Below are 18,975 nucleotides of genomic sequence, written 5' to 3'. Positions count from 1 at the left end.
CATGGCTCGTCCGTCGTTTGAGAGGGCTTCAGCCCGTCTGATCCGACGGGTTGAAACCCTGCCTCAATGCATCAAATCCCCTGCGGGGCTGACCTGCCGGCGGGGAGCGGATTCCGTGAGTAGTGCTGCATAGCACCGAAGGGGCGTGTACGTCATTACCCTACCGTACACGCCCAAACCAATCCTTTCTGACATGTGGCAAGACCGATGCACCACACCACCTACCCTATGACTTGGGGACGGGTATGAACGATTCAGAGAAGGTCAAGAACACGCAGTGTGCCAGATGTCGGGCGAGCCAGAGGCGCACGTTCCCAGAGGGTAGAGCAGCGCCGGCCCTGCGTCATCACTTCTACGCGATCAGATGTGTTATGAGCGTCACATTCGGGCGGAACTGAATACAGGAAGCGCGAGAGCATACCTTCCGCGCTTCAAGGTAACGCGGTAATTGCCGTAGAGTTACCAAACACTCCAACCTGATAGCGTTTGCACTCCAGATGACGCCAGACAAAGTTAACCGTTCGCGAGATACGGATGTGGTTCGACAACCTACCTCTCTGGAACCAGGATTAGCTCTTGTAGATCAACCCCTACTGCTGCGTCACCACGAAAACCGCCGGCAGCAATTTCGGCCAACGCCTGATCAACCGGCATTGTCCAGCGCGGACTGAAATGTACCAGGATAAGCCGACGCACACCGGCAGCGGCGGCCACGGCACCGGCCTGACGCGGGGTGGTATGGCCGGCAAACGGTTCAGCAGTGGTCGCTTCGTGGATCAATATCTGCGCACCGGTAGCCAGATCAACGACTGCCGGACATGGTTCAGTATCAGAGGAATAGCACACTGCTGGCACGTTCGGGGCTGTAAAGCGCAGAGCAAGACAGGGTCGGCTGTGCGCCGTTATTGCCGTTGTGATGACCAGACCATCACGAAGCTGTAGGGGTTCGCCGGGGGTGATTGGTTGCCAGATGACCGGTGTGGCCCAATCTTCCAGACCCGCTGCGGCCAGGAACGCGCTAGCCAGTTCAATGGTTGCCGGTAAGCTGTAGATCGGTAACGGTTCGGTACGCCCACCCAGACGGAGACTGAAGAGGAGCGCCGGTAAGCCGTTCATGTGATCACAGTGGCTGTGGGTCAAGAGAACGCCGGCAAGCCTCTGTGGATCGATACCGGCCGCCAGCATGCGACGGTAGCTTTCACCACCGACATCAACCAGGAACGGCCCACCCGGCCCATCCCAAACCAGATGCGTATACGCTCGATCAGGATCGGGCAAACCTGTTCCGGTACCCAGTAATACAACCCTTGCTGTCATTATTCTTCCTCATCGATTGGGACAAGCCGCTTGCGGAGGGCGTAGATCGCTACCTGGGTACGGTCGGCCAGATGCAGCTTTGAAAGAATATTGCTGATATGGGTTTTGACCGTCTTTTCCGAAACGATCAATGTCTCGGCGATCTCCTTGTTCGACATACCCTTCGCAACCAGCCGCAGTACATCCATCTCACGCGGGGTGAGCTGCTCGACCGGTGCTTCGTTCGGGCGCGGCGTATTAAACTCTTGCATCAATTTGGCCGCCACATCGGGATGAAGAACGGCTTCACCGCGACACGCCGCCCGGATTGCGTGGGCCAGATCTTCGGGTGAGATGTCTTTGAGCAGGTATGAGATTGCACCGGCTTTGATAGCAGGAAAGACCTTGTCGTCGTCGGCAAAGCTGGTCAGGACAATTACCTGTGACGAGGGGCTAACCGCTTTCAAGCGGCGTGTGGTTTCGACTCCATCAATACCGGGCATGACGAGATCCATCAAGACGACATCGGGCAGCAATTCACGGGCCAGTTCCACACCTTCGGCACCACTACCCGCTTCCCCGACCACCTCGATATCGGGTTGTAATTCGAGAAAATCGCGCAACCCCTGGCGCACGACGCGATGGTCATCAATGAGCAGCACCGTAATCTGTTCCATCCGCCTACCCCCTTCTTGCTACCCTTCTCACGTCACTAATTATGTCAACCGATTGACATGCCTGTCTCGCATCTCATGTTACTCAGGTCGTTCAAGATTGACGTGACGACCACGTAGTGGCACGACAACCTCGACCTCGGCACCGGCCCCAGGACGAGAATGAACGGTGAACGCCCCCCCCAATTCTGCTGCGCGTTCGCGCATGCTGAGTAAGCCGAGATGCCGGCCTTCGCCAGAGGGACGAGCTGCCGGATCAAAACCCTTGCCATCGTCAATGACCCGAATCGCAACCTGATCGGCATTGAATTCGAGCATAATTTGTACATTGCGGGCGGCTGCATGCTTCACAATATTATTGAGTGCCTCCTGAACAATCCGAAAGAGGGGTTGCTCGATGCCGCGTGCGTGGCGTTCATCGCCGATAACATTTAATTCTATCCGCAATCCTTCACGATGGGCCAGATGTTGGGCATGTTGTTGAATAGCAGCGACAAGCCCCTGGTCACGCAGTGCCGGCGGGCGTAACTGAAAGATCAAAGCACGCATTTCGGCCAGCGCCGCAGTTGCCGTCTCGTGTAGCCGGTCGAGCAGGGCCGGGACACGAGCCGGGTTACGCGCTAACTGTGATCGTGCAGCCTGTGCGGTCAGGGTCATACTGAAGAGCTGCTGACTAACGCTGTCGTGTAATTCACGGGCGAGGCGATTGCGTTCTTCCAGGGCAGCAGCCTGCTGCGCCCGCTGGTAGAGGCGTCCATTCTCTACGGCACCGGCCAGCATATCGGCAACAGTCTCCAGTACCGCTGCATCCTCTTCGGTCAGGCCGGCTCGTTCGGGCGATTCAATATTGAGTACTCCCAACGTCTTGCCATTGGAGATCAGCGGTACACACAGCTCTGAACGAATATCGAGCCGCTCGCTGAGGCCGAGATAATCTGCTTCTGCCGCGACATCCTCGGCACGGACAATTCGACCACTCCGCGCTGCACGTCCGACCAATCCCAGATTGATGTGTTGGCGATAGCCAACCCGCTCTGGTGCATAACGACCGGCGGATGCGACCAGGATCAGCTCATTGGCCTCTTCTTCGAGCAGGAAGAGGTCAACCTGCGGATAACCAAAACCGTGCTGTATCTGCTCCGTTGCCAGTGGCAGCGACTCGCGCAGATCGAGCGTTGCAGTGACGATACGGGCAATCGAGTTGAGCACGGCGAGCTGATCGGCACGACGCTGCACCTGCGCTGCCAATCGTTGCGACTCGGCGTAGAGGCGTGCGCTAACGACCGGCCCACTCACCTGTGCGGCAATTGCCTCCAGCAAATCCACATCTTCGTCGCTGAACACACCGGCCTGCCGGCTAACCACACTCAGCATCCCGATCACCCGACCACCACTCCGCAACGGTGCAATGATACACGACGCGATGTTGGGGCCGAACAGAGCCATATCCGGGGCATGCAACCGACAATCGTCTAGCACAAAAGGCTGGCCACTCTGCACCATCCAGGCCAGCGAGCCAGAGAGTAACGGCAATTGTCTGCCGATCAGTGCGTCGAGCGGTGGTGCTGCCGCCACGACCATTAATGTCTCTTGATTATCGAGCAGTGCGACCAGACCACTACCGAATGCAGCAGCCAGCCGATCAATCGTCTGATGCAAAATAGTATCCAAATCAAGCGTTGCTCCAACCGCACGCCCCAGTTCGGCCAGCAGTTGCTCTTTCGCCAGCAAGCGGGCGCTCCGTTCAGCCAGGCGAACATTTTCGACTGCCAGCGCCGCCTGACGGGCAATCGCTTCGACCATGCGCACAGTGACCAGATCGGGTTGATCGGGCCATGCCAGCACGATGACGCCGATCAAGCGGTCTCCCCGCCCGCGCAATGGCGTTAACAATGCTGAGGCCGGAATAATCGCTTCAGTATCCGGCACATCGGGGGGGAGTACTGCTGCCGGGATCAGATATGAATTACTCTGCCGGTATTCCGGGCGCAGGAGCGGCTGGTAGATTGCTGGCCCGATTGGTGTGGCACGTAAACGTTCTACCAGCGTCTCATCAACACCGGCAAAGGCGACAGCGTAGAGCGTATCACTGTCGAGGTCGCGTAAGCGGGCATAGACTGACGGACTACCGACAATCCGGCGTAAGGTTTCGACAACCTCAGCCAGCAGACTTTCAGGCGTATCGTCGGCACGTAACGCATCGCCAAATGCCAGCAGATCGCCTAACGGAAGCGTGCGATGAGTAGAATCAGCCGCCATATGCGCAGAGTCGGTCATGATTACCTCGTTATGATCATTCACATTGTCGCATATGCCGCCAGCAATTACAACTCATCTTCGTCAGCCGGTTCGGTGACAATGGGTGCCATTCCTCGCCCGATGAGAATAGGCCCGAAGAGCATTGTCTGTTCGACGACAATCGCCCGTCGCTTAAGCAGTTCGAGCATCGCCCAAAACGAGACGATCACCTCTTCGGTAGTTGGATCACTGCTCAGCAGATCGGTAAAATCAAACCAGACCGTTCGCTCCAACCGCGAACGAATTCGCTCCGCCACTTCAGCGACCGTCAATCGTGGTGCAAGTACAATCGGTTCAGGCTGGGCCAGTGGCAACTGGAGCTGACGCCGACGTTCAAGCGCGTGGAGCAGATCGGTAATACGATAGCTGATGGGGGCAGGAGCGGGGAGTAACGGCGGTGGCGCCAGACGGACAAACGTACTCCGGCCCTGATCCTGCCAGCGGCGTAGGATTTCGGCAGCCTGTTTGAAACGGCGATACAACTCCAACTGGGCCACAAGCTGTCCTGCGTCCTCATCACCTGCCTCAGCAGGTGCAGTTGGTGAACGGGGCAACAGCGCTCGTGACTTGATCAGAATCAACCGTGCTGCCATACTCACAAACTCAGCCAGTTCACGCGGTTCAACCTCTTCTAATGTACGGACGTGGGCCAGGTACTGGTCGGCGACACTGGCCAGGGCGATGGTCGTGATATCCAGTTCGGCCCGTTCGATCAGACGCAATAGCAGATCGAGGGGGCCGGTGAACTCTGGTAAGGTGACGGCGTAAGGCATAGATCAGTTTTGTTCATCGGCCCATTGCAGGCGGGCAGCACGACCACGGGGGTTGGGATCATGGTAATGACGTATGGTCTCAACAATTTCCGGTGGACAACCGGCGGCAGCGGCCATCTTTGCTCCACGGGCGGCATGGCCGGCATAGAGAGCGATAGGCGCGATCAAACGGGCGGCAATCAGGTACAGGGCCGGCCAGCGTTTGAGAATAGTTGCCAGCACGTACCAGCCAAGCGCCATTGGCCGTCCGTGGTCGTCAACTTTACCACAATCGTGATACAGCGCGGCGCGCAGGAGAAACACATCTTGTTCACCTGCTTCGACCAGCGTGTAATACACGTCCAGGCAGTGCCGCTGATCGTAGTGTGGCATCTGATGAAACAGGCGCTGCTCTGCCGGCGTCAACAGATGACGCACCAGATCGTATTCGGCGGGTGTGATCCGGGCACGTACAGCGCTACGAAACTGTCGAATGCGATACGATAGTGACATGAGTGACCAGTTGTAGACGAGACACGTATCAGTTATCAATTGGGATATTAACCCAAGTTGTTAGCTTTATCACCACAGAGATACGGATAACACAGAGGATGGGCATAACCTGAGTTGCCACCTTAAGGCGCGACGTAGCGCGTCTATGGGAACTAGCTGCTACCTAAACGGTTCATACAGTTCAGTTACGATGCGCGATGTTATGCGCAGCGCCGTGCTGTTATCACGGCAGTCAACCTCCGTGGCCTGCTCACAGCACAGGTGACGACTTGGGTATATTATAAACCAGGTAAGGGCAGCGTGTCCGATGCGCTGATGGTGATGAGACGGGTTGATAGTGTAGAAGATGGGCACACAGCCCACTGCTGGAGTACCTAGAGCAGGCAGAACGTGTGATCGCATGCTTGTAGGGTAGGGCAAGTATAGAGTACTGACAAGGTAGCGCCGGTGCGAGTGAGCCGCACCGAAAACGCAAGGGTCGGAGTGCGTGGCAGTGTGCCTCTAGGGCTAACGGCAGAACAACCACTCCTGGCAAGTAATCATCATTGCTTAACCCTTCACGGCATTATGCTGCGTTATGGATGAGGCACCAATCTACTCCCTGTACGTTGGGCTTTTAAGCCCACGCTCGTATATCAACTTCACAGCATCACGTGATTGAAAGAGAGCGGTAGGATGCTTCTTGCCTACCCCGCTATTATGGATGGTACAACATCTGACTTTGTGCAATAGCCTGTGATATGGTGTATGATTCCAGAGATGACTATTGAATGAATAGTGATCTGACCGCCCTAACGATTATCAAGATTTCGTCCAATAAGACATTCTGCTTACAAAATGGTTCTAGCCATTACGGAGAGCATAGCGATGGGCAATCGTTACGAAGACTGGTGGCGACAGGCAGAGGCAGATTTACGTCACGCTCGCAATGCGCTCGACGATGGAGATTATGAGTGGAGCTGTTTCGCTGCCCAACAGGCTGCCGAAAAAGCGCTCAAAGCCGTATGCCACAAACTGGGAATGGATGCCTGGGGGCACACGCTTACGGTATTGATCGGTAATTTGCCCGAGTCTATCCAGACCCCACCAGAACTGATCGATTACGCCCGTATACTTGACAAGCATTATATTCCTACCCGCCACCCAAACGGTTTCGATTCAGGAGCACCTACCGACTTCTACACTGCAACAGAGGCACACCATGCCATCCAATACGCCGACGCCATCCTCACATTCTGTCGTCATCAAATCAATTTGATCGCGCTCATATCGAACAGGCGGTTGAGCAATATGTCGCCAGACTGCGTTCAGAACACCCAGAGATTGAGCGTGTGATCTGGTTTGGTTCATGGGTGAATGATTTACCGTCACCGGGTAGTGATGTTGATCTCTGCCTGATCGTCTCTACCGCAGACAAGCCGCCTCGCGAGCGAGTCGCTGATTTTTACCGGTTGGATTTCCGGTCGGCATTGATCTGTTCGTTTACACTCGTGAAGAATGCACGCGGTTGCAGGAAGTACACCCTGGCTGGCATGCGAGCATTATTGCCGGTCGCGAGCTGTGAAGATTGCCGGTGATCAGCCCCAAACACATAACCCACTCCGCCATGAAGCCGCACCTGCCACGGCAAGTGTGGTACAATGAAACCCAAGAGTATACAAACCATAGACCTGGCGAATCGCACGATGAAACGACTGATCATTCTCTTCAGCCTGATCCTGGTTGCCTGTGGCACCACCGCAGCGCCCAATCAAGCGCTGGTGGTTGGTGATACACCAATAGCGGCGGAAAGTCGCCTGATCGACACCCGCCCGGACTGGGCGGCTATTCCCGGTGAGATAGCCCCCGACTTCAGCTACACCCTGGCCGATGGCACATACAAATTAAGCGATCTGCGGGGCAAGCCGGTGATTGTCAACTTCTGGGCAACCTGGTGCCTACCGTGTGTCGAAGAGATGCCGACGCTCGACGCGGCGCGGCGGACCAATCCCGACCTGGTCATTTTGGCGGTGAACCGCAATGAATCGACCGAGGCGATCAGCGCCTTTGCGCCGAAGGTCGGAGTCAGTTTCCCGCTCATCACTGACCGTGACGGCGTGATTGGTGAACGGTACGGGGTGATTAATTTGCCAACGACGTTCTTTATCAACAGCGACGGAACGATTGCCGTTCGCCACGTAGGTGCGCTCACAGCCGAACGACTGGCCGAACGATTAGCGGAGGTACGATGAGCGAGTATACACCCGAAGAGATTTTGCGGATGGCCCAAGAGCGCATTGCAGGGCGCCAGGCCGGAACCCGACGCTCGCTACCGTGGGGAGCGATCTTCGCCGGTAGTTTTAGTGCGCTGCTAGTAGCGCTGCTCTTTAGTCCGGGGATGCCGCTGGAATGGAAGATGTATGCAGTTGTGCATGGCATCTGTGCACAGCAGCACAACATCTTTGTCGGTGGGCTACAATTTCCGCTTTGTGCTCGTAACAGTGGCATCTACCTGAGCTTCATGCTCACCTTCATCTACCTCTACGCGATTGGGCGGGGGCGGGCCGGTAAACTCCCTCCGTGGCACATCTCGCTCACCCTGGTGGCATTTGTGGCGATTATGGCGGTTGATGGCTTCAACTCGCTATTTCTCGATCTTGGCTTACCCAACTGGTACCAGCCTGACAACTTTTTGCGCACGCTCACCGGGATGGGAATGGGGATCACCATTGCAACAATGCTCCACATCGTGCTCAACAACACGCTACGCCAAAACGTCGATCCGCAGCAGCCGGTCTTCAAACACTGGACAGAACTCCTCGGTATTATCGCCATCGACCTGCTGGCACTGGCAGCAATTTATGGCAATCTGGGCATCACCTTCTGGCCGTTGGCCTTTCTCGCTTTCTTCGGCATCCTCGGTGTGCTCTACCTGGTGTGTCTCCTGGTAACCAGTCTGTTTATGGGGTATGAAGGAAAAGTGACCAGTATTCGCCAACTGGCGCGACCGGCAACGATTGCCCTTATTCCAACCCTGCTGATTGCCGGCACAATGTCATGGCTGCGCTTCTGGATGGAGAGTATGGGTCTTGTTATATAGATGACGAGACCGTTCGCTTTTCAGATGTAATACATCACCGTGCCATCCTGGCTGCGCTTACGCTGGCAGAGATCATCAAGCGTGATGGCAGCCAGGCGGCGTTCGATGGCGGTGCGCAACTCGCTCCAGATTTCATCGATCACAGCGCGATCAGACGGCTCGGTAGGCTGAAGATCATCACGACCACCTTCAGCGGGCAAAATAGGACCTTCGAGGACGGTCAGCACTTCCAGGAGCGTAATCGATTCGGGGGAACGTGCGAGCAGATGACCACCCTGCGGCCCCCGGAGACTCTCGACTAACCCGGCCCGTCGCAAGGTGATGAGCAACTGGTTGAGATAATTCACCGGAATGCCCTGGCGGATGGCAATAGCTTCGCTCTGGGTCGGCCCCTCGCCGTACCGTTGCGCCAGATCGAACAGAGCACGCAGGCCATAATCACCTTTACTTGAGATTCGCATGCACCCCTCCATATAGTCAAGTAGATCACTTAACAATTGTAGCAATAAGCCCGGCGTGCGTCAACATTCCCTCTTCCCAACAAACGCCAACTTGTGGTATGATATGGGCATTCCATGACGCAGTGCGTCTAAGGGTTAGGTCGCGACCAACCATACAACCCGACTTGTGCGTCACGATGTGGAAAGCGCTTTCGCTTGTGGAAAGCGCGGCTGCAATGGTCAAGGAGGACCCGATGACCTATCAGATCAAGCGCGTTGGCGTGATCGGCGCCGGTACAATGGGTGCCGCAATTGCTGCTCTGGTGGCCGGAACCGGCATTCCGGTCATCTTGCTCGATGTCCCACCCTCTTCACTTACCGCTGAAGAAGAAGCGAAAGGTCTCACCCTCAACCACCCGCAAGTCCGCAACCGGATTGTGCAGCAGAGTTTTGAGCGGATGCGCAAGGCCCGGCCATCAAACCTCTACAGTGAGCGGAGTGCCGAACTGATTACGCTGGGCAACACTGAAGACGATTTTCACCGTCTGGCCGAATGCGACTGGATTGTCGAAGCGATTGTCGAGCAAATTGGCCCCAAGCAGACCTTGATGGCACGCCTGGAAGAGGTGCGCAAACCGCATGCAATCGTCACCACCAACACGTCAGGTATTCCGATCCGAATCATCGCGGAAGGGCGGAGTGAAGCCTTCCGCCGGCACTTCTTCGGCAGCCACTTCTTCAACCCACCACGCTACCTGCGACTGCTCGAAATTATCCCCGGCGACGATGCCGATCCGGCTGTAGTAGCGGCGTTCCGTCAGTTTGCCGAAGAGCGGCTGGGCAAAGGGGTAGTTATCTGCAAAGATCGCCCCAATTTCATCGGCAACCGAATCTTTGTGTACGCCGGACAGGTCCTGATCAATTATGCCCTGCAACACGGCTACCGGGTTGAAGAGGTGGATGCCCTCACCGGCCCGCTGATCGGACGCCCGAATACGGCGAGCTTCCGCCTGCTCGACCAGGTTGGGATCGATGTGATGGCTTACGTCGCCGCAAATCTGTACGATGCGATTCCCGATGACGAGAGTCGTGATGTCTACCGGCGGAATGACCTGACGCAAAAGCTGGTGGCCGCCGGCAAGCTGGGGAAGAAGGTCGGCCAGGGCTTTTACAAAGAGGTGCGGCAGAATGGGAAACGTGAATTCTGGGCACTCGACTTGCAGACGCTCGAATACGTGCCACCCCAGGGAACCGCGGCAGTTGATGAACTGATCGGGGTAGCGCGAAAGATTAAATCGCTCCCCGAACGCCTGCGCTTCATTCTCGGTCGGGCCGAGGAAGGTGATCGGGGTGCCCAACTGGTCGCCGCTGCCGTCTACCCAATGATGGCCTACGCTGCCCGCCGCTTACCTGAGATTGCCGACAGTGTTGCCGACGTTGACAACGCCATGCGCTGGGGTTTTGCCCACGAGCAGGGACCATTCCAGCTCTGGCAGGCGATGGGAATCGCAGAAACGGCGAGTCGGATGCGCACTTTTGGTGAGAGTCTCCCGGCATGGGTGGATCAACTGATTGCCACCGATGGCCGTTTTTACGGTGAGATCGATGGCACGCCGGCGGCCTTTAACGTTGCGACAGGCCGACTTGAACCGATCCAGTGTGACCCACGCGCAATCGATCTGGCTGTACTCAAAGCGGCTGGACGCGAACTGCACGGGAATGAGAGCGCCAGTGTCATCGATCTTGGTGATGGGGTGTTGTGCTTCGAGCTGCATTCGAAAGCGAACACCATTGGCGGACAGGTGATCGAGATGCTGATCAAGGCTCTCGACGAACTGGATCAGGGGCCGTGGGTTGGTATGGTGGTCGGCAATCAGGGGCCACGCTTCTCGGCAGGTCTCGATCTCAACGATGTCGGTGCAGCGGTAATGACCGGGGCTTGGGACGACATTGACGAGTACGCAGCCCTGGTTCAACAAACGTTCCGGCGCATGCGCGATAGCGCCAAACCTATTGTGAGCGCTCCGTTCGGCCAGACATTAGGCGGCGGGGTTGAACTTTCGATGCACAGTGCGGCCTCGGTTGCGGCTGCCGAAACCTACATGGGCTTTGTCGAATTCGGTGTGGGGGTGATTCCAGCCTGGGGCGGCTGCACCGAGATGAACCGGCGGGTTATTGCTGCCGCCGTGCGCAACGGTAGTGATCCGCTGAAGGCCTTCCAGCAGGTCTTCGAGACGATTGCGCTGGCGAAGGTCGCCACCAGTGCTCACGAAGCCAAAGAACTCGGCCTGCTGCGGCCAACCGACCGGATTGTCTTCAACCCGGATTACCTGATCGGTGAAGCGAAACGCGAAGTGTTACGCCTGGTCGCGGAGGGATATACACCGGCAGTCACAGCAAAACCTTGCTACGCACTGGGACGGGATGGTCTGGCAGCGGCACGGATTGCCATCTATCAGATGCGCGAAGGCGGTTTTGCCACGCCATACGATGCAGTGATTGCCGACAAGCTGGCCTACGTGCTGTGTGGTGGCGAACTGAGCAGCCCGCAGTGGGTTGATGATGTGTATATGCACGCGCTCGAACGGGCGATGGTTCTCGAATTGCTCAAAGATCCGCGCACGCAGGCCCGCGCCCGGCATATGCTCGAACACGGTAAGCCATTGCGGAATTAAGTCGGACGTATTTGTTGTGGGTGAGAGACGTTGCCGTTGCGATGACTGTCCACAGGCGGCAATTATACCGAGAGACATCGGATTACAGATCATCAGCCGGAAAACCTGACAGTTCTCTCACCCAACCTCGGTAGCACAGGCTGGTAGCCTTTGCTACCGAGGCAACAAGATATGGGACTGTTCCTTCGTGACTGAAACAGAAGTAAGACACATTCTCGGTTCTAATGGCACTCACGATGAACAAAGGAGTATCACAATGCGTGAGGCAGTAATTGTTTCTGGAGTACGCACGGCAGTCGGCAAAGCCGGTCGAGGTGCACTGCGTACCGTTCGCCCTGACGATCTGGCAGCAATCGTCGTGAAAGCGGCTATCGAACGGGCCGGCATTGATCCGGCATTGGTGGAAGACGTGATTATGGGCTGTGCAATGCCCGAAGGCGAACAGGGGCTGAACGTTGCCCGGATCGCCGCCCAACGCGCTGGACTTCCCGATAGCGTGTGTGGCGTTACCGTCAACCGGTTCTGCGCTTCGGGATTACAGACGATTGCGATGGCGGCCTATCAGGTTATGTCAGGGCAAAGTGATGTCGTGGTGGCCGGCGGTACCGAAAGCATGAGCATGGTACCGATGAGTGGCAACAAGTTCTCGCCGAACCCCTATCTGGCCCAGCACGATCCGGCAGTCTACATGAGCATGGGCCTAACTGCCGAACAGGTAGCACGGCGCTTTGAAATTGATCGTGAAGAGCAGGATGCCTTCGCCTTGCGGTCCCACCAGCGCGCACTGGCAGCACAGGCTGCCGGATTGTTCGACCGGAGCATTGTGCCGGTGGAAGTGGAGCTGGTCGAGCCGGGGACGGATGGTCGCCCACAGCGCCGTGTCATGGTCTTCGACCGCGATGAGGGGCCACGTGCCGACACCTCAGCCGAGGCCCTGGCGAAACTGAAGCCGGTCTTTGCCGCCGAAGGCACCGTCACCGCCGGCAACTCATCCCAGATGAGCGACGGTGCGGCTGCTGTTGTCGTGATGAGTGCTGAACGTGCGGCAGCGCTAGGCTTGAAACCACGGGCACGCTTCGTGAGCTTCGCAGTCGGCGGCGTGGAGCCAGAAGTTATGGGGATTGGCCCGGTCGTTGCCATACCCAAAGCGCTGAAGCTGGCCGGCCTGACCCTTGCCGACATTGATCTGATCGAACTCAATGAAGCCTTCGCCGCCCAATCGATTGCCGTCATTCGTCAGCTCGATCTTGACGAAGAGCGGGTCAATGTCAACGGCGGTGCAATTGCACTGGGACATCCGCTGGGATGCACCGGTGCCAAACTGACCGTCCAGATCCTCGATGAACTCGAGCGGCGCGGCGGTCGTTACGGCATGGTGACGATGTGCATCGGGGGAGGCATGGGTGCCGCAGGTATTTTCGAGCGGATCAGCTAAGGAACGACGCCTGTTGCAACCAGGGTAAACGACAGCGGGGCGGGGGCAATGCCTCCGCCCTATTGGTCTCTGGCCTTTTTGGAGGAACTTACAATTGGCGTGCCAGGGTGGTACGGTGAGTGATACATTTAACTCAAGTTGCCACCTATGCTGTGAGCAGGCCACGTGAAGCTGATTGCCATGATGAACAGCACAACGCTGCGCATAACACGGTGCAGCGTAACTGAACGGTATGAACCATATTGGGTAGCAGTCCATTCCCATCGACACGCTACGTCACCTCGCAATGTAGCGCCTCGGGTGATGCCCATCCTCTGTGCCCTCCATGCCTCTTTGGTGACAAAGGGAGCAACTTGGGTTAAAAATAGGATAGCGTGGGACTGTACAGTCTCACGTTATACACTGCCGTCTGACAACAAACACTCGCTGTCAGCATTGCTTTCACCGAGTCTTCTTCCATCCCTGCCAGGGTAGACAAAGTGTGGACACAACGATCCGGGAGCCACACACGCTGGTGAAGTGACCGATACAGTGTGAGATGAAAAGAGAGGGTAAAGATAAACATAACCAGTTATCTTATCCAAACTCACCCACCACTAAAAAAACCTGCTCCAGCCGCCAGAGCAATTGCCCGCCGTGGCTCAATCACCCGAGGACCTTGCGAGTTAAAGCGCAATATTGCCGACTCGCCGGCTCGCAATTCGATTTCACGTTCGCCATCAAAGGCCAGTACAGCCGGTCGTTCGCGACAGACGATCACCGTTTCACCGGGAGCCAGTATCCGATGCTCCGCAACGTGAACAGTTTGCATCAGACCCGGTGCCACAGGTGCCCGCACCGGTTTCCCGCTAGCGGCAAGCCGCAAATACAAGCCGTGGCCTGATGGATACTGACCGGCCAGCGCATGCGCCCCAATCGATGACAATCCAATATTGCCCGGCTCGGCGCGCGTCAGTACCAGATCACTGATCCGCGTGCTGTCCCAGATAGCGCGTGCGGCGACAAATCGCTCGTCGTAGACAGCAGCATCCACCAGCGCTATGTCATCCGGTGTTGTTTCGTGCAGTTGATCAATCGCCTGCGGTGTAGCCAGGCGGTAGACATCAATTCGTGGAGCACGAACTACTGCTGCGTCGGCCCGACCACACGCGACCAGTCCTGCCGCCAGACCGGCGGTGGTCGCTTCAATCATCAATGGAAAGACATTGTTGGTGCCGGTTGATATTGGCATGAGCGGTACATCACCACATCCCTTGGCGACCAGTCGATTTGTACCGTCCCCGCCGAGAGTCACGATACAGCCAACGTTACGTTCAGCAAACAACCGTGCCGTGCGTAACGTGTCGTCAGGCGTAAACCAGGCCGGTATGTCGAGGAGCGTTGCTTCAATCGTCAACGGGAGATTGTCAAGCGCCTTGAGGCCAATCCCGAACCGATCCGGCATGATCCAGACACGCTGTACCCCAACGGCTTCCAACCCTAGCAGAACCCGCTTAACGATGCTGACCTTCTCTTCATTGTCAAACACCGAGCCATGCGCTACCAGCCGCCGAATATCCTTCCCTGATGCCGGATTAGCGATGATACCAACAGTAACCATGGAACACGTCGCGGGGCACTATTGCCCCGCGCTCCACTGCATAGCAGCAGGTAAGACGCGGTAGCGTTTTGTTGCCGTTCCTGCCGGTCTTCCTGCTGGCGAAGATTACGATGACCTGACAACAGGGAGTACCTGTTGCAGAAACTCAACGATACTGTTCGTTACCCGAATAAATCCTGCACTTCCCGGTAGTACCCAGTTGAAATGGCTCATACCGGGAATAACCTCCAACCGCGCCGTTGCCCCCGCCCGCTCGACGATAGCCTGCGCTTCTGCCAGCGGCACAAGCTGATCGGCATCGCCGTGAATCACCAGCAACGGTCGCGGGGCAATGTGGCCTGCTATATCCTCCGGAGCGTACTCAATCAGCGCTTCAGCACTTGCCAGTGATAATGTCACTTTCATCTGGGGGAACTCAGCCGCGACCTGATCGAGGAACGCCTGTGATTCCGGATCGGGCAAAACAATCTCTAACGGATCGACCAGGCTTGACTTCCCAGACAGCACCCGCTGCCGGCGATCTTCAGCCAGGCGCTCCAGGAATTGACTCCATTCCCACTGCCGACGCAAACTCCGCAACCAACGCGCACCGTTGCCGGGCGGCTCCAATGCCACCGCTGCACGAACCCGCCGATCAAGCGCGGCGGTTGTCACCGCGTGTGCGCCACCCAGACTGATCCCGATCACAGCCATGCGCTCAGGATCGACAGTTGGCTGGTTGGACAGAAACGTGAGGGCTTCCCGTGCATCCGCCACCTGCTCAAGTGGCATGAGGCGGCCCCGCTCTCCTTCACTCTCGCCAAACCCACGGTAATCGAAGACGAGTGCAACATAGCCGGCAGCATTAAGCACTTTGGCGATGTCGGGCATCACCATCGTCTTGAGGTAGGTGTAGCCGACCAGTAATACCACACCCGGCCTGCGTTCACCCGGCGTTAGATCACGAGGCGTGTACAGCAAGCCATCAAGACGATGACCATCACTGTAGAAACTGACCCGCTGGAGCGGCTGTACTGGCGTTGCCCGGGCTGCAATGGCTCGCTCAACATCTTCCCGGATAATTGCCCCACCAGGGCCACTCCCGACCAGCGTGCTCAAATCAATCCCATGCTCTTGGGCCAGCTTCCGCGCCGCCGGCATGGCGCGTGGTGCAGCGGTACGGACTGACGCTGGCGGCCGAGATACTGCCGGCGTATCCTGGACGGCAACCGGAGCCGGGACTGTCTCTGCTGCGCCATTCCCGGCCACCTCGGCCAGCCGCTCACCAGGAGCAGTGATATAGGCGATAACCTTCGTCACCGCCACAACGCTCCCTTCGGGATAACACAGCCGCGCCAGCGTTCCACTCACCGGAGCTTCAACGACATTCGTGATCTTCTCCGTTTCCACCTCTGCAATTGGCTCACCCTGCTGCACCGACTCGCCTTCGCGCTTGAGCCAGAGGTTGATCTTCCCCTCTTGCATGCTCAAGCCCCACTTTGGCATCACAACCTCGGTAGGCATGATTTCTCCTGCAACAAGCGCCCCCAGAATCAGCCAAATGTCGCCCGCGCCGCGGCCACAATCCGCTCAGGCGAAGGTACATAGGCTTCTTCCAGTGTCGGGCTAAACGGTACCGGTGTATGAGGTGGTGTGACCAGCTTAACCGGCGCATTCAAAAATTCCAGCGCCTGGGTTGCCGCCAGGGTGGCTATATCACCCGCCACACTGCACCGTGGATTATCTTCATCAACCACGACCAGACGGCCGGTCTTCCGCACCGACTCCAGTACCGTCGTCTCATCGAGTGGTGATAATGTGCGAAGATCAATTACTTCAGCGCTGATACCTTGTTGCGCTAATCGCTCGGCCGCCTCTAAAGCGTGCAATACCATACGTGAGATGGCAACAATCGTGACATCACCACCTTCGCGCTTCACATCAGCCTGCCCAAGCGGAATAACATATTCACCTTCAGGAACCGGCCCTTTCATATCGTAGAGCAGTTTGTGCTCACAGAAGATAACCGGGTCATCGTCACGAATAGCCGCCGCCAGCAATCCCTTCGCATCAGCCGGAGTCGCCGGTGCAACCACCTTCAAGCCGGGGAAGTGAACAAACGTTGAGTAGATCGAGTCGGAGTGCTGAGCTGCTGCCCGAAAACCGGCCCCGATCATCGTCCGAATGACGAGTGGAATACGCGCCTTGCCGCCGAACATGTAGCGCATCTTGGCAGCCTGATTGACGATCTGGTCGAGACATACACCCATAAAGCCGATGAACATCAGCTCAACCACCGGTCGTAGACCGGTTGCCGCTGCACCGACACCAGCCCCCACAAATCCCGACTCGGTAATTGGCGTATCACGCACACGCTGACGGCCAAATTCGTGTACCAACCCCTTCGTCACCCCCAACACCCCACCCCAGGCATCGAGATGGCTCTCGTCTTCACTATGGGATGCCCCGGTGACATCTTCACCCATCAAGATCACCGTTGGATCGCGCCGCATCTCAAGGCGCAATGCCTCATTGATCGCCTCACGATAGCTCAGAGTACGTACTGCCTCTTCAACCATTGCAGTCATAGTATCACCTCATCGTTGAGTTGTCTGTGTAGAAGAAAAGCTACCTCTTCCCCACAGCTCACTATCGCTATTCGCATCTAGCGCCGTACTGCGACCGCAGCTTCCTGGAAGGGCCACAAAGCCGACATCGGATAATCAACATAGACATCGGTCAACAGCTCTGCCGGATCGGGCAATGGACTTTCGGCAGCGAAGCGTACCGCATCTTCCACCGCGGCACGAGCGCGGGCATCGATCTCATCAAGCTCAGCAGCTGTCAACAATCCCTGGGCCGTCACAGTCTGGCGAAAACGGTGGAGACAGTCGAGCGAGCGATAGTGAGCTTCCTCATCGCGGGTGCGATAGCGGATCGAGTCACCCTCGAAGTGGCCATAGTAGCGATACGTCTGTGCCTCGATAAACGTCGGGCCTTCCCCGCGCCGGGCGTGCGCTACAGCTTCACCGGCTGCCTCGTAAACGGCAAAGAAATCGAGGCCGTCAATGGCGATGCTCGGCATACCAAACCCACGTGCGCGCGCAGCGATGTCTTGCCCGGAAACAGAATAACGGGGCGACGTCGTCTCGGCGTAGCCGTTATTCTCACACACAAACACGACCGGCAATTTCCAGATTCCCGCCAGATTCAGACCCTCAAACGTCGTACCCTGATTCGACGCTCCATCACCGAAGAAGCAAACCGTGACTTGATCGGTACCCTTGATCTTCGCGGTCAGACCGGCACCACAGGCCAGTGGCGGGCCACCACCAACAATACCGTTGGCGCCAAGCATGCCTTTATCGACATCGGCAATATGCATTGAACCGCCTTTGCCCTTACAGGCTCCTGTTGCCTTGCCGTAGATCTCGGCCATCATCGCCCGCAGATCGACTCCCTTGGCAATGCAATGCCCGTGACCGCGATGGGTGCTGGTGATAAAATCATCATCCCGTAGGTGCGCACAGAGACCAACAGCTACCGCTTCTTCACCGGCATACAGGTGAACGAAGCCAGGTATCTTCCCGGCAGCAAAATCAGTGTGCAACCGATCCTCGAACTCACGAATGAGCCGCATCCGCTCATACGCCCAGAGGAGTTTCTCCCGACTGATGTCCATAGCACTCTCCGTTCGTCAATGAACGCCAACTATCGCCATAGCTCGCCAGCGAGCCGGAAAGGAAGATCAGACTGGGATGCGCAGGACCCCGATTGAGATGGGAGCGGAGGGATAATGAAGAGGCTGACGTAATGCTGAGAATTGTTGCATCGGGGTAATGCAATCTATTCCGATTTGGAATAAAACCGATACCATTACTATACGTGATGCAAATTGACTTGTCAAGCAGTTTGGTTTGCACGCTTGTGAGCCGCAATCTGTATGGAATCAACCCACTGTGCAGTAGCTATTTCATGCATGCTATGCGGCCGTCAGGCCGCACTGCGCATCAATGCAGATTGTCAGTCCTGTGCTGATGCACTGCAAGGTGTGCCCCAACAAGCCACTGATACGTTGTTGCAGGGGCAGCGGCTGCTTCAATCCATTCGCGCTCAGGTGCAGCACCAGAGTGAGGGGTGGTGCTGCGGCCCACTACCGGCACACCCGATGGCATTGCAGCACAGAAACAACCAGTAGACAGAGCATACGCCAAACAAACAACCCCCGGCAACC

Annotated in this window: 16 protein-coding genes; 6 read left to right on the top strand and 10 right to left on the bottom strand. The window is 56.9% G+C overall.

The features are described from left to right. Positions 1-549 precede the first annotated feature (549 nt). The 5 genes from VAE57_RS16345 to VAE57_RS16325 form a co-directional block, all read right to left on the bottom strand. The gene (locus VAE57_RS16345; RefSeq protein WP_322822923.1) at positions 550-1,317 is read right to left on the bottom strand and encodes an MBL fold metallo-hydrolase; all 768 of its coding nucleotides are present in this window, start codon (positions 1,315-1,317) and stop codon (positions 550-552) included. Next, complete coding sequence (locus VAE57_RS16340) at positions 1,317-1,973, bottom strand: response regulator (protein WP_012259074.1); 657 nt, start codon at positions 1,971-1,973, stop codon at positions 1,317-1,319. The genes VAE57_RS16345 and VAE57_RS16340 overlap by 1 nt, the downstream gene beginning before the upstream one ends. 78 nt (positions 1,974-2,051) lie before the next feature. Further along, positions 2,052-4,247, bottom strand: a complete 2,196-nt coding sequence (locus tag VAE57_RS16335; protein WP_322822922.1) for a GAF domain-containing protein — start codon at positions 4,245-4,247, stop codon at positions 2,052-2,054. Between the two features lie 47 nt (positions 4,248-4,294). Then, a complete protein-coding gene (locus VAE57_RS16330; protein ID WP_322822921.1) occupies positions 4,295-5,041 on the bottom strand; it encodes a ScpA family protein in 747 nt (248 codons plus the stop codon). Between the two features lie 3 nt (positions 5,042-5,044). Beyond that, complete coding sequence (locus tag VAE57_RS16325) at positions 5,045-5,533, bottom strand: HDIG domain-containing metalloprotein (protein ID WP_322822920.1); 489 nt, start codon at positions 5,531-5,533, stop codon at positions 5,045-5,047. A gap of 867 nt (positions 5,534-6,400) precedes the next feature. On the opposite strand from VAE57_RS16325, the gene VAE57_RS16320 reads away from it, so the two are divergent. The 4 genes from VAE57_RS16320 to VAE57_RS16305 all read left to right on the top strand — a co-directional run bounded on the left by VAE57_RS16320 (position 6,401) and on the right by VAE57_RS16305 (position 8,612). Further along, positions 6,401-6,868, top strand: coding sequence for a HEPN domain-containing protein (locus tag VAE57_RS16320; protein ID WP_322822919.1), 468 nt, complete (start codon positions 6,401-6,403; stop codon positions 6,866-6,868). Next, positions 6,766-7,110, top strand: coding sequence for a nucleotidyltransferase domain-containing protein (locus tag VAE57_RS16315; protein WP_416208467.1), 345 nt, complete (start codon positions 6,766-6,768; stop codon positions 7,108-7,110). The genes VAE57_RS16320 and VAE57_RS16315 overlap by 103 nt, the downstream gene beginning before the upstream one ends. 108 nt (positions 7,111-7,218) lie before the next feature. Continuing rightward, a complete protein-coding gene (locus VAE57_RS16310; RefSeq protein ID WP_322822917.1) occupies positions 7,219-7,764 on the top strand; it encodes a TlpA family protein disulfide reductase in 546 nt (181 codons plus the stop codon). Beyond that, positions 7,761-8,612: a DUF2085 domain-containing protein gene (locus VAE57_RS16305; protein ID WP_322822916.1), complete on the top strand. Its 852-nt coding sequence runs from the start codon at positions 7,761-7,763 to the stop codon at positions 8,610-8,612. The genes VAE57_RS16310 and VAE57_RS16305 overlap by 4 nt, the downstream gene beginning before the upstream one ends. Before the next feature lie 20 nt (positions 8,613-8,632). On the opposite strand, the gene VAE57_RS16300 is transcribed toward VAE57_RS16305, so the two are convergent. Then, a complete protein-coding gene (locus VAE57_RS16300) occupies positions 8,633-9,073 on the bottom strand; it encodes an Rrf2 family transcriptional regulator (protein WP_322822915.1) in 441 nt (146 codons plus the stop codon). A gap of 233 nt (positions 9,074-9,306) precedes the next feature. On the opposite strand from VAE57_RS16300, the gene VAE57_RS16295 reads away from it, so the two are divergent. Together VAE57_RS16295 and VAE57_RS16290 are read left to right on the top strand one after the other, a co-directional pair. Further along, positions 9,307-11,727, top strand: coding sequence for a 3-hydroxyacyl-CoA dehydrogenase/enoyl-CoA hydratase family protein (locus VAE57_RS16295; RefSeq protein WP_322822914.1), 2,421 nt, complete (start codon positions 9,307-9,309; stop codon positions 11,725-11,727). Positions 11,728-11,983: 256 nt separating this feature from the next. Next, a complete protein-coding gene (locus tag VAE57_RS16290; RefSeq protein ID WP_322822913.1) occupies positions 11,984-13,162 on the top strand; it encodes a thiolase family protein in 1,179 nt (392 codons plus the stop codon). 586 nt (positions 13,163-13,748) lie between these two features. On the opposite strand, the gene VAE57_RS16285 is transcribed toward VAE57_RS16290, so the two are convergent. The 4 genes from VAE57_RS16285 to VAE57_RS16270 form a co-directional block, all read right to left on the bottom strand. Next, on the bottom strand, positions 13,749-14,762 hold the full coding sequence (locus tag VAE57_RS16285) for an ATP-NAD kinase family protein (RefSeq protein WP_322822912.1): 1,014 nt from the start codon (positions 14,760-14,762) through the stop codon (positions 13,749-13,751). 105 nt (positions 14,763-14,867) lie between these two features. Then, the gene (locus tag VAE57_RS16280) at positions 14,868-16,265 is read right to left on the bottom strand and encodes an alpha/beta fold hydrolase (RefSeq protein WP_322822911.1); all 1,398 of its coding nucleotides are present in this window, start codon (positions 16,263-16,265) and stop codon (positions 14,868-14,870) included. 29 nt (positions 16,266-16,294) lie between these two features. Further along, on the bottom strand, positions 16,295-17,329 hold the full coding sequence (locus tag VAE57_RS16275; RefSeq protein ID WP_322822910.1) for an alpha-ketoacid dehydrogenase subunit beta: 1,035 nt from the start codon (positions 17,327-17,329) through the stop codon (positions 16,295-16,297). Positions 17,330-17,406: 77 nt separating this feature from the next. Continuing rightward, entirely contained in the window at positions 17,407-18,423 is a 1,017-nt protein-coding gene (locus tag VAE57_RS16270; protein WP_322822909.1) for a thiamine pyrophosphate-dependent dehydrogenase E1 component subunit alpha, read from the bottom strand. Positions 18,424-18,975 lie beyond the last annotated feature (552 nt).

This window comes from Chloroflexus sp., from assembly GCF_034434295.1.
In the GTDB taxonomy this organism is placed as follows: Bacteria; Chloroflexota; Chloroflexia; order Chloroflexales; family Chloroflexaceae; genus Chloroflexus.
The sequence above is the reverse complement of the archived record's forward strand: the minus strand, read 5'-3'. Positions and strand labels throughout refer to the sequence as shown.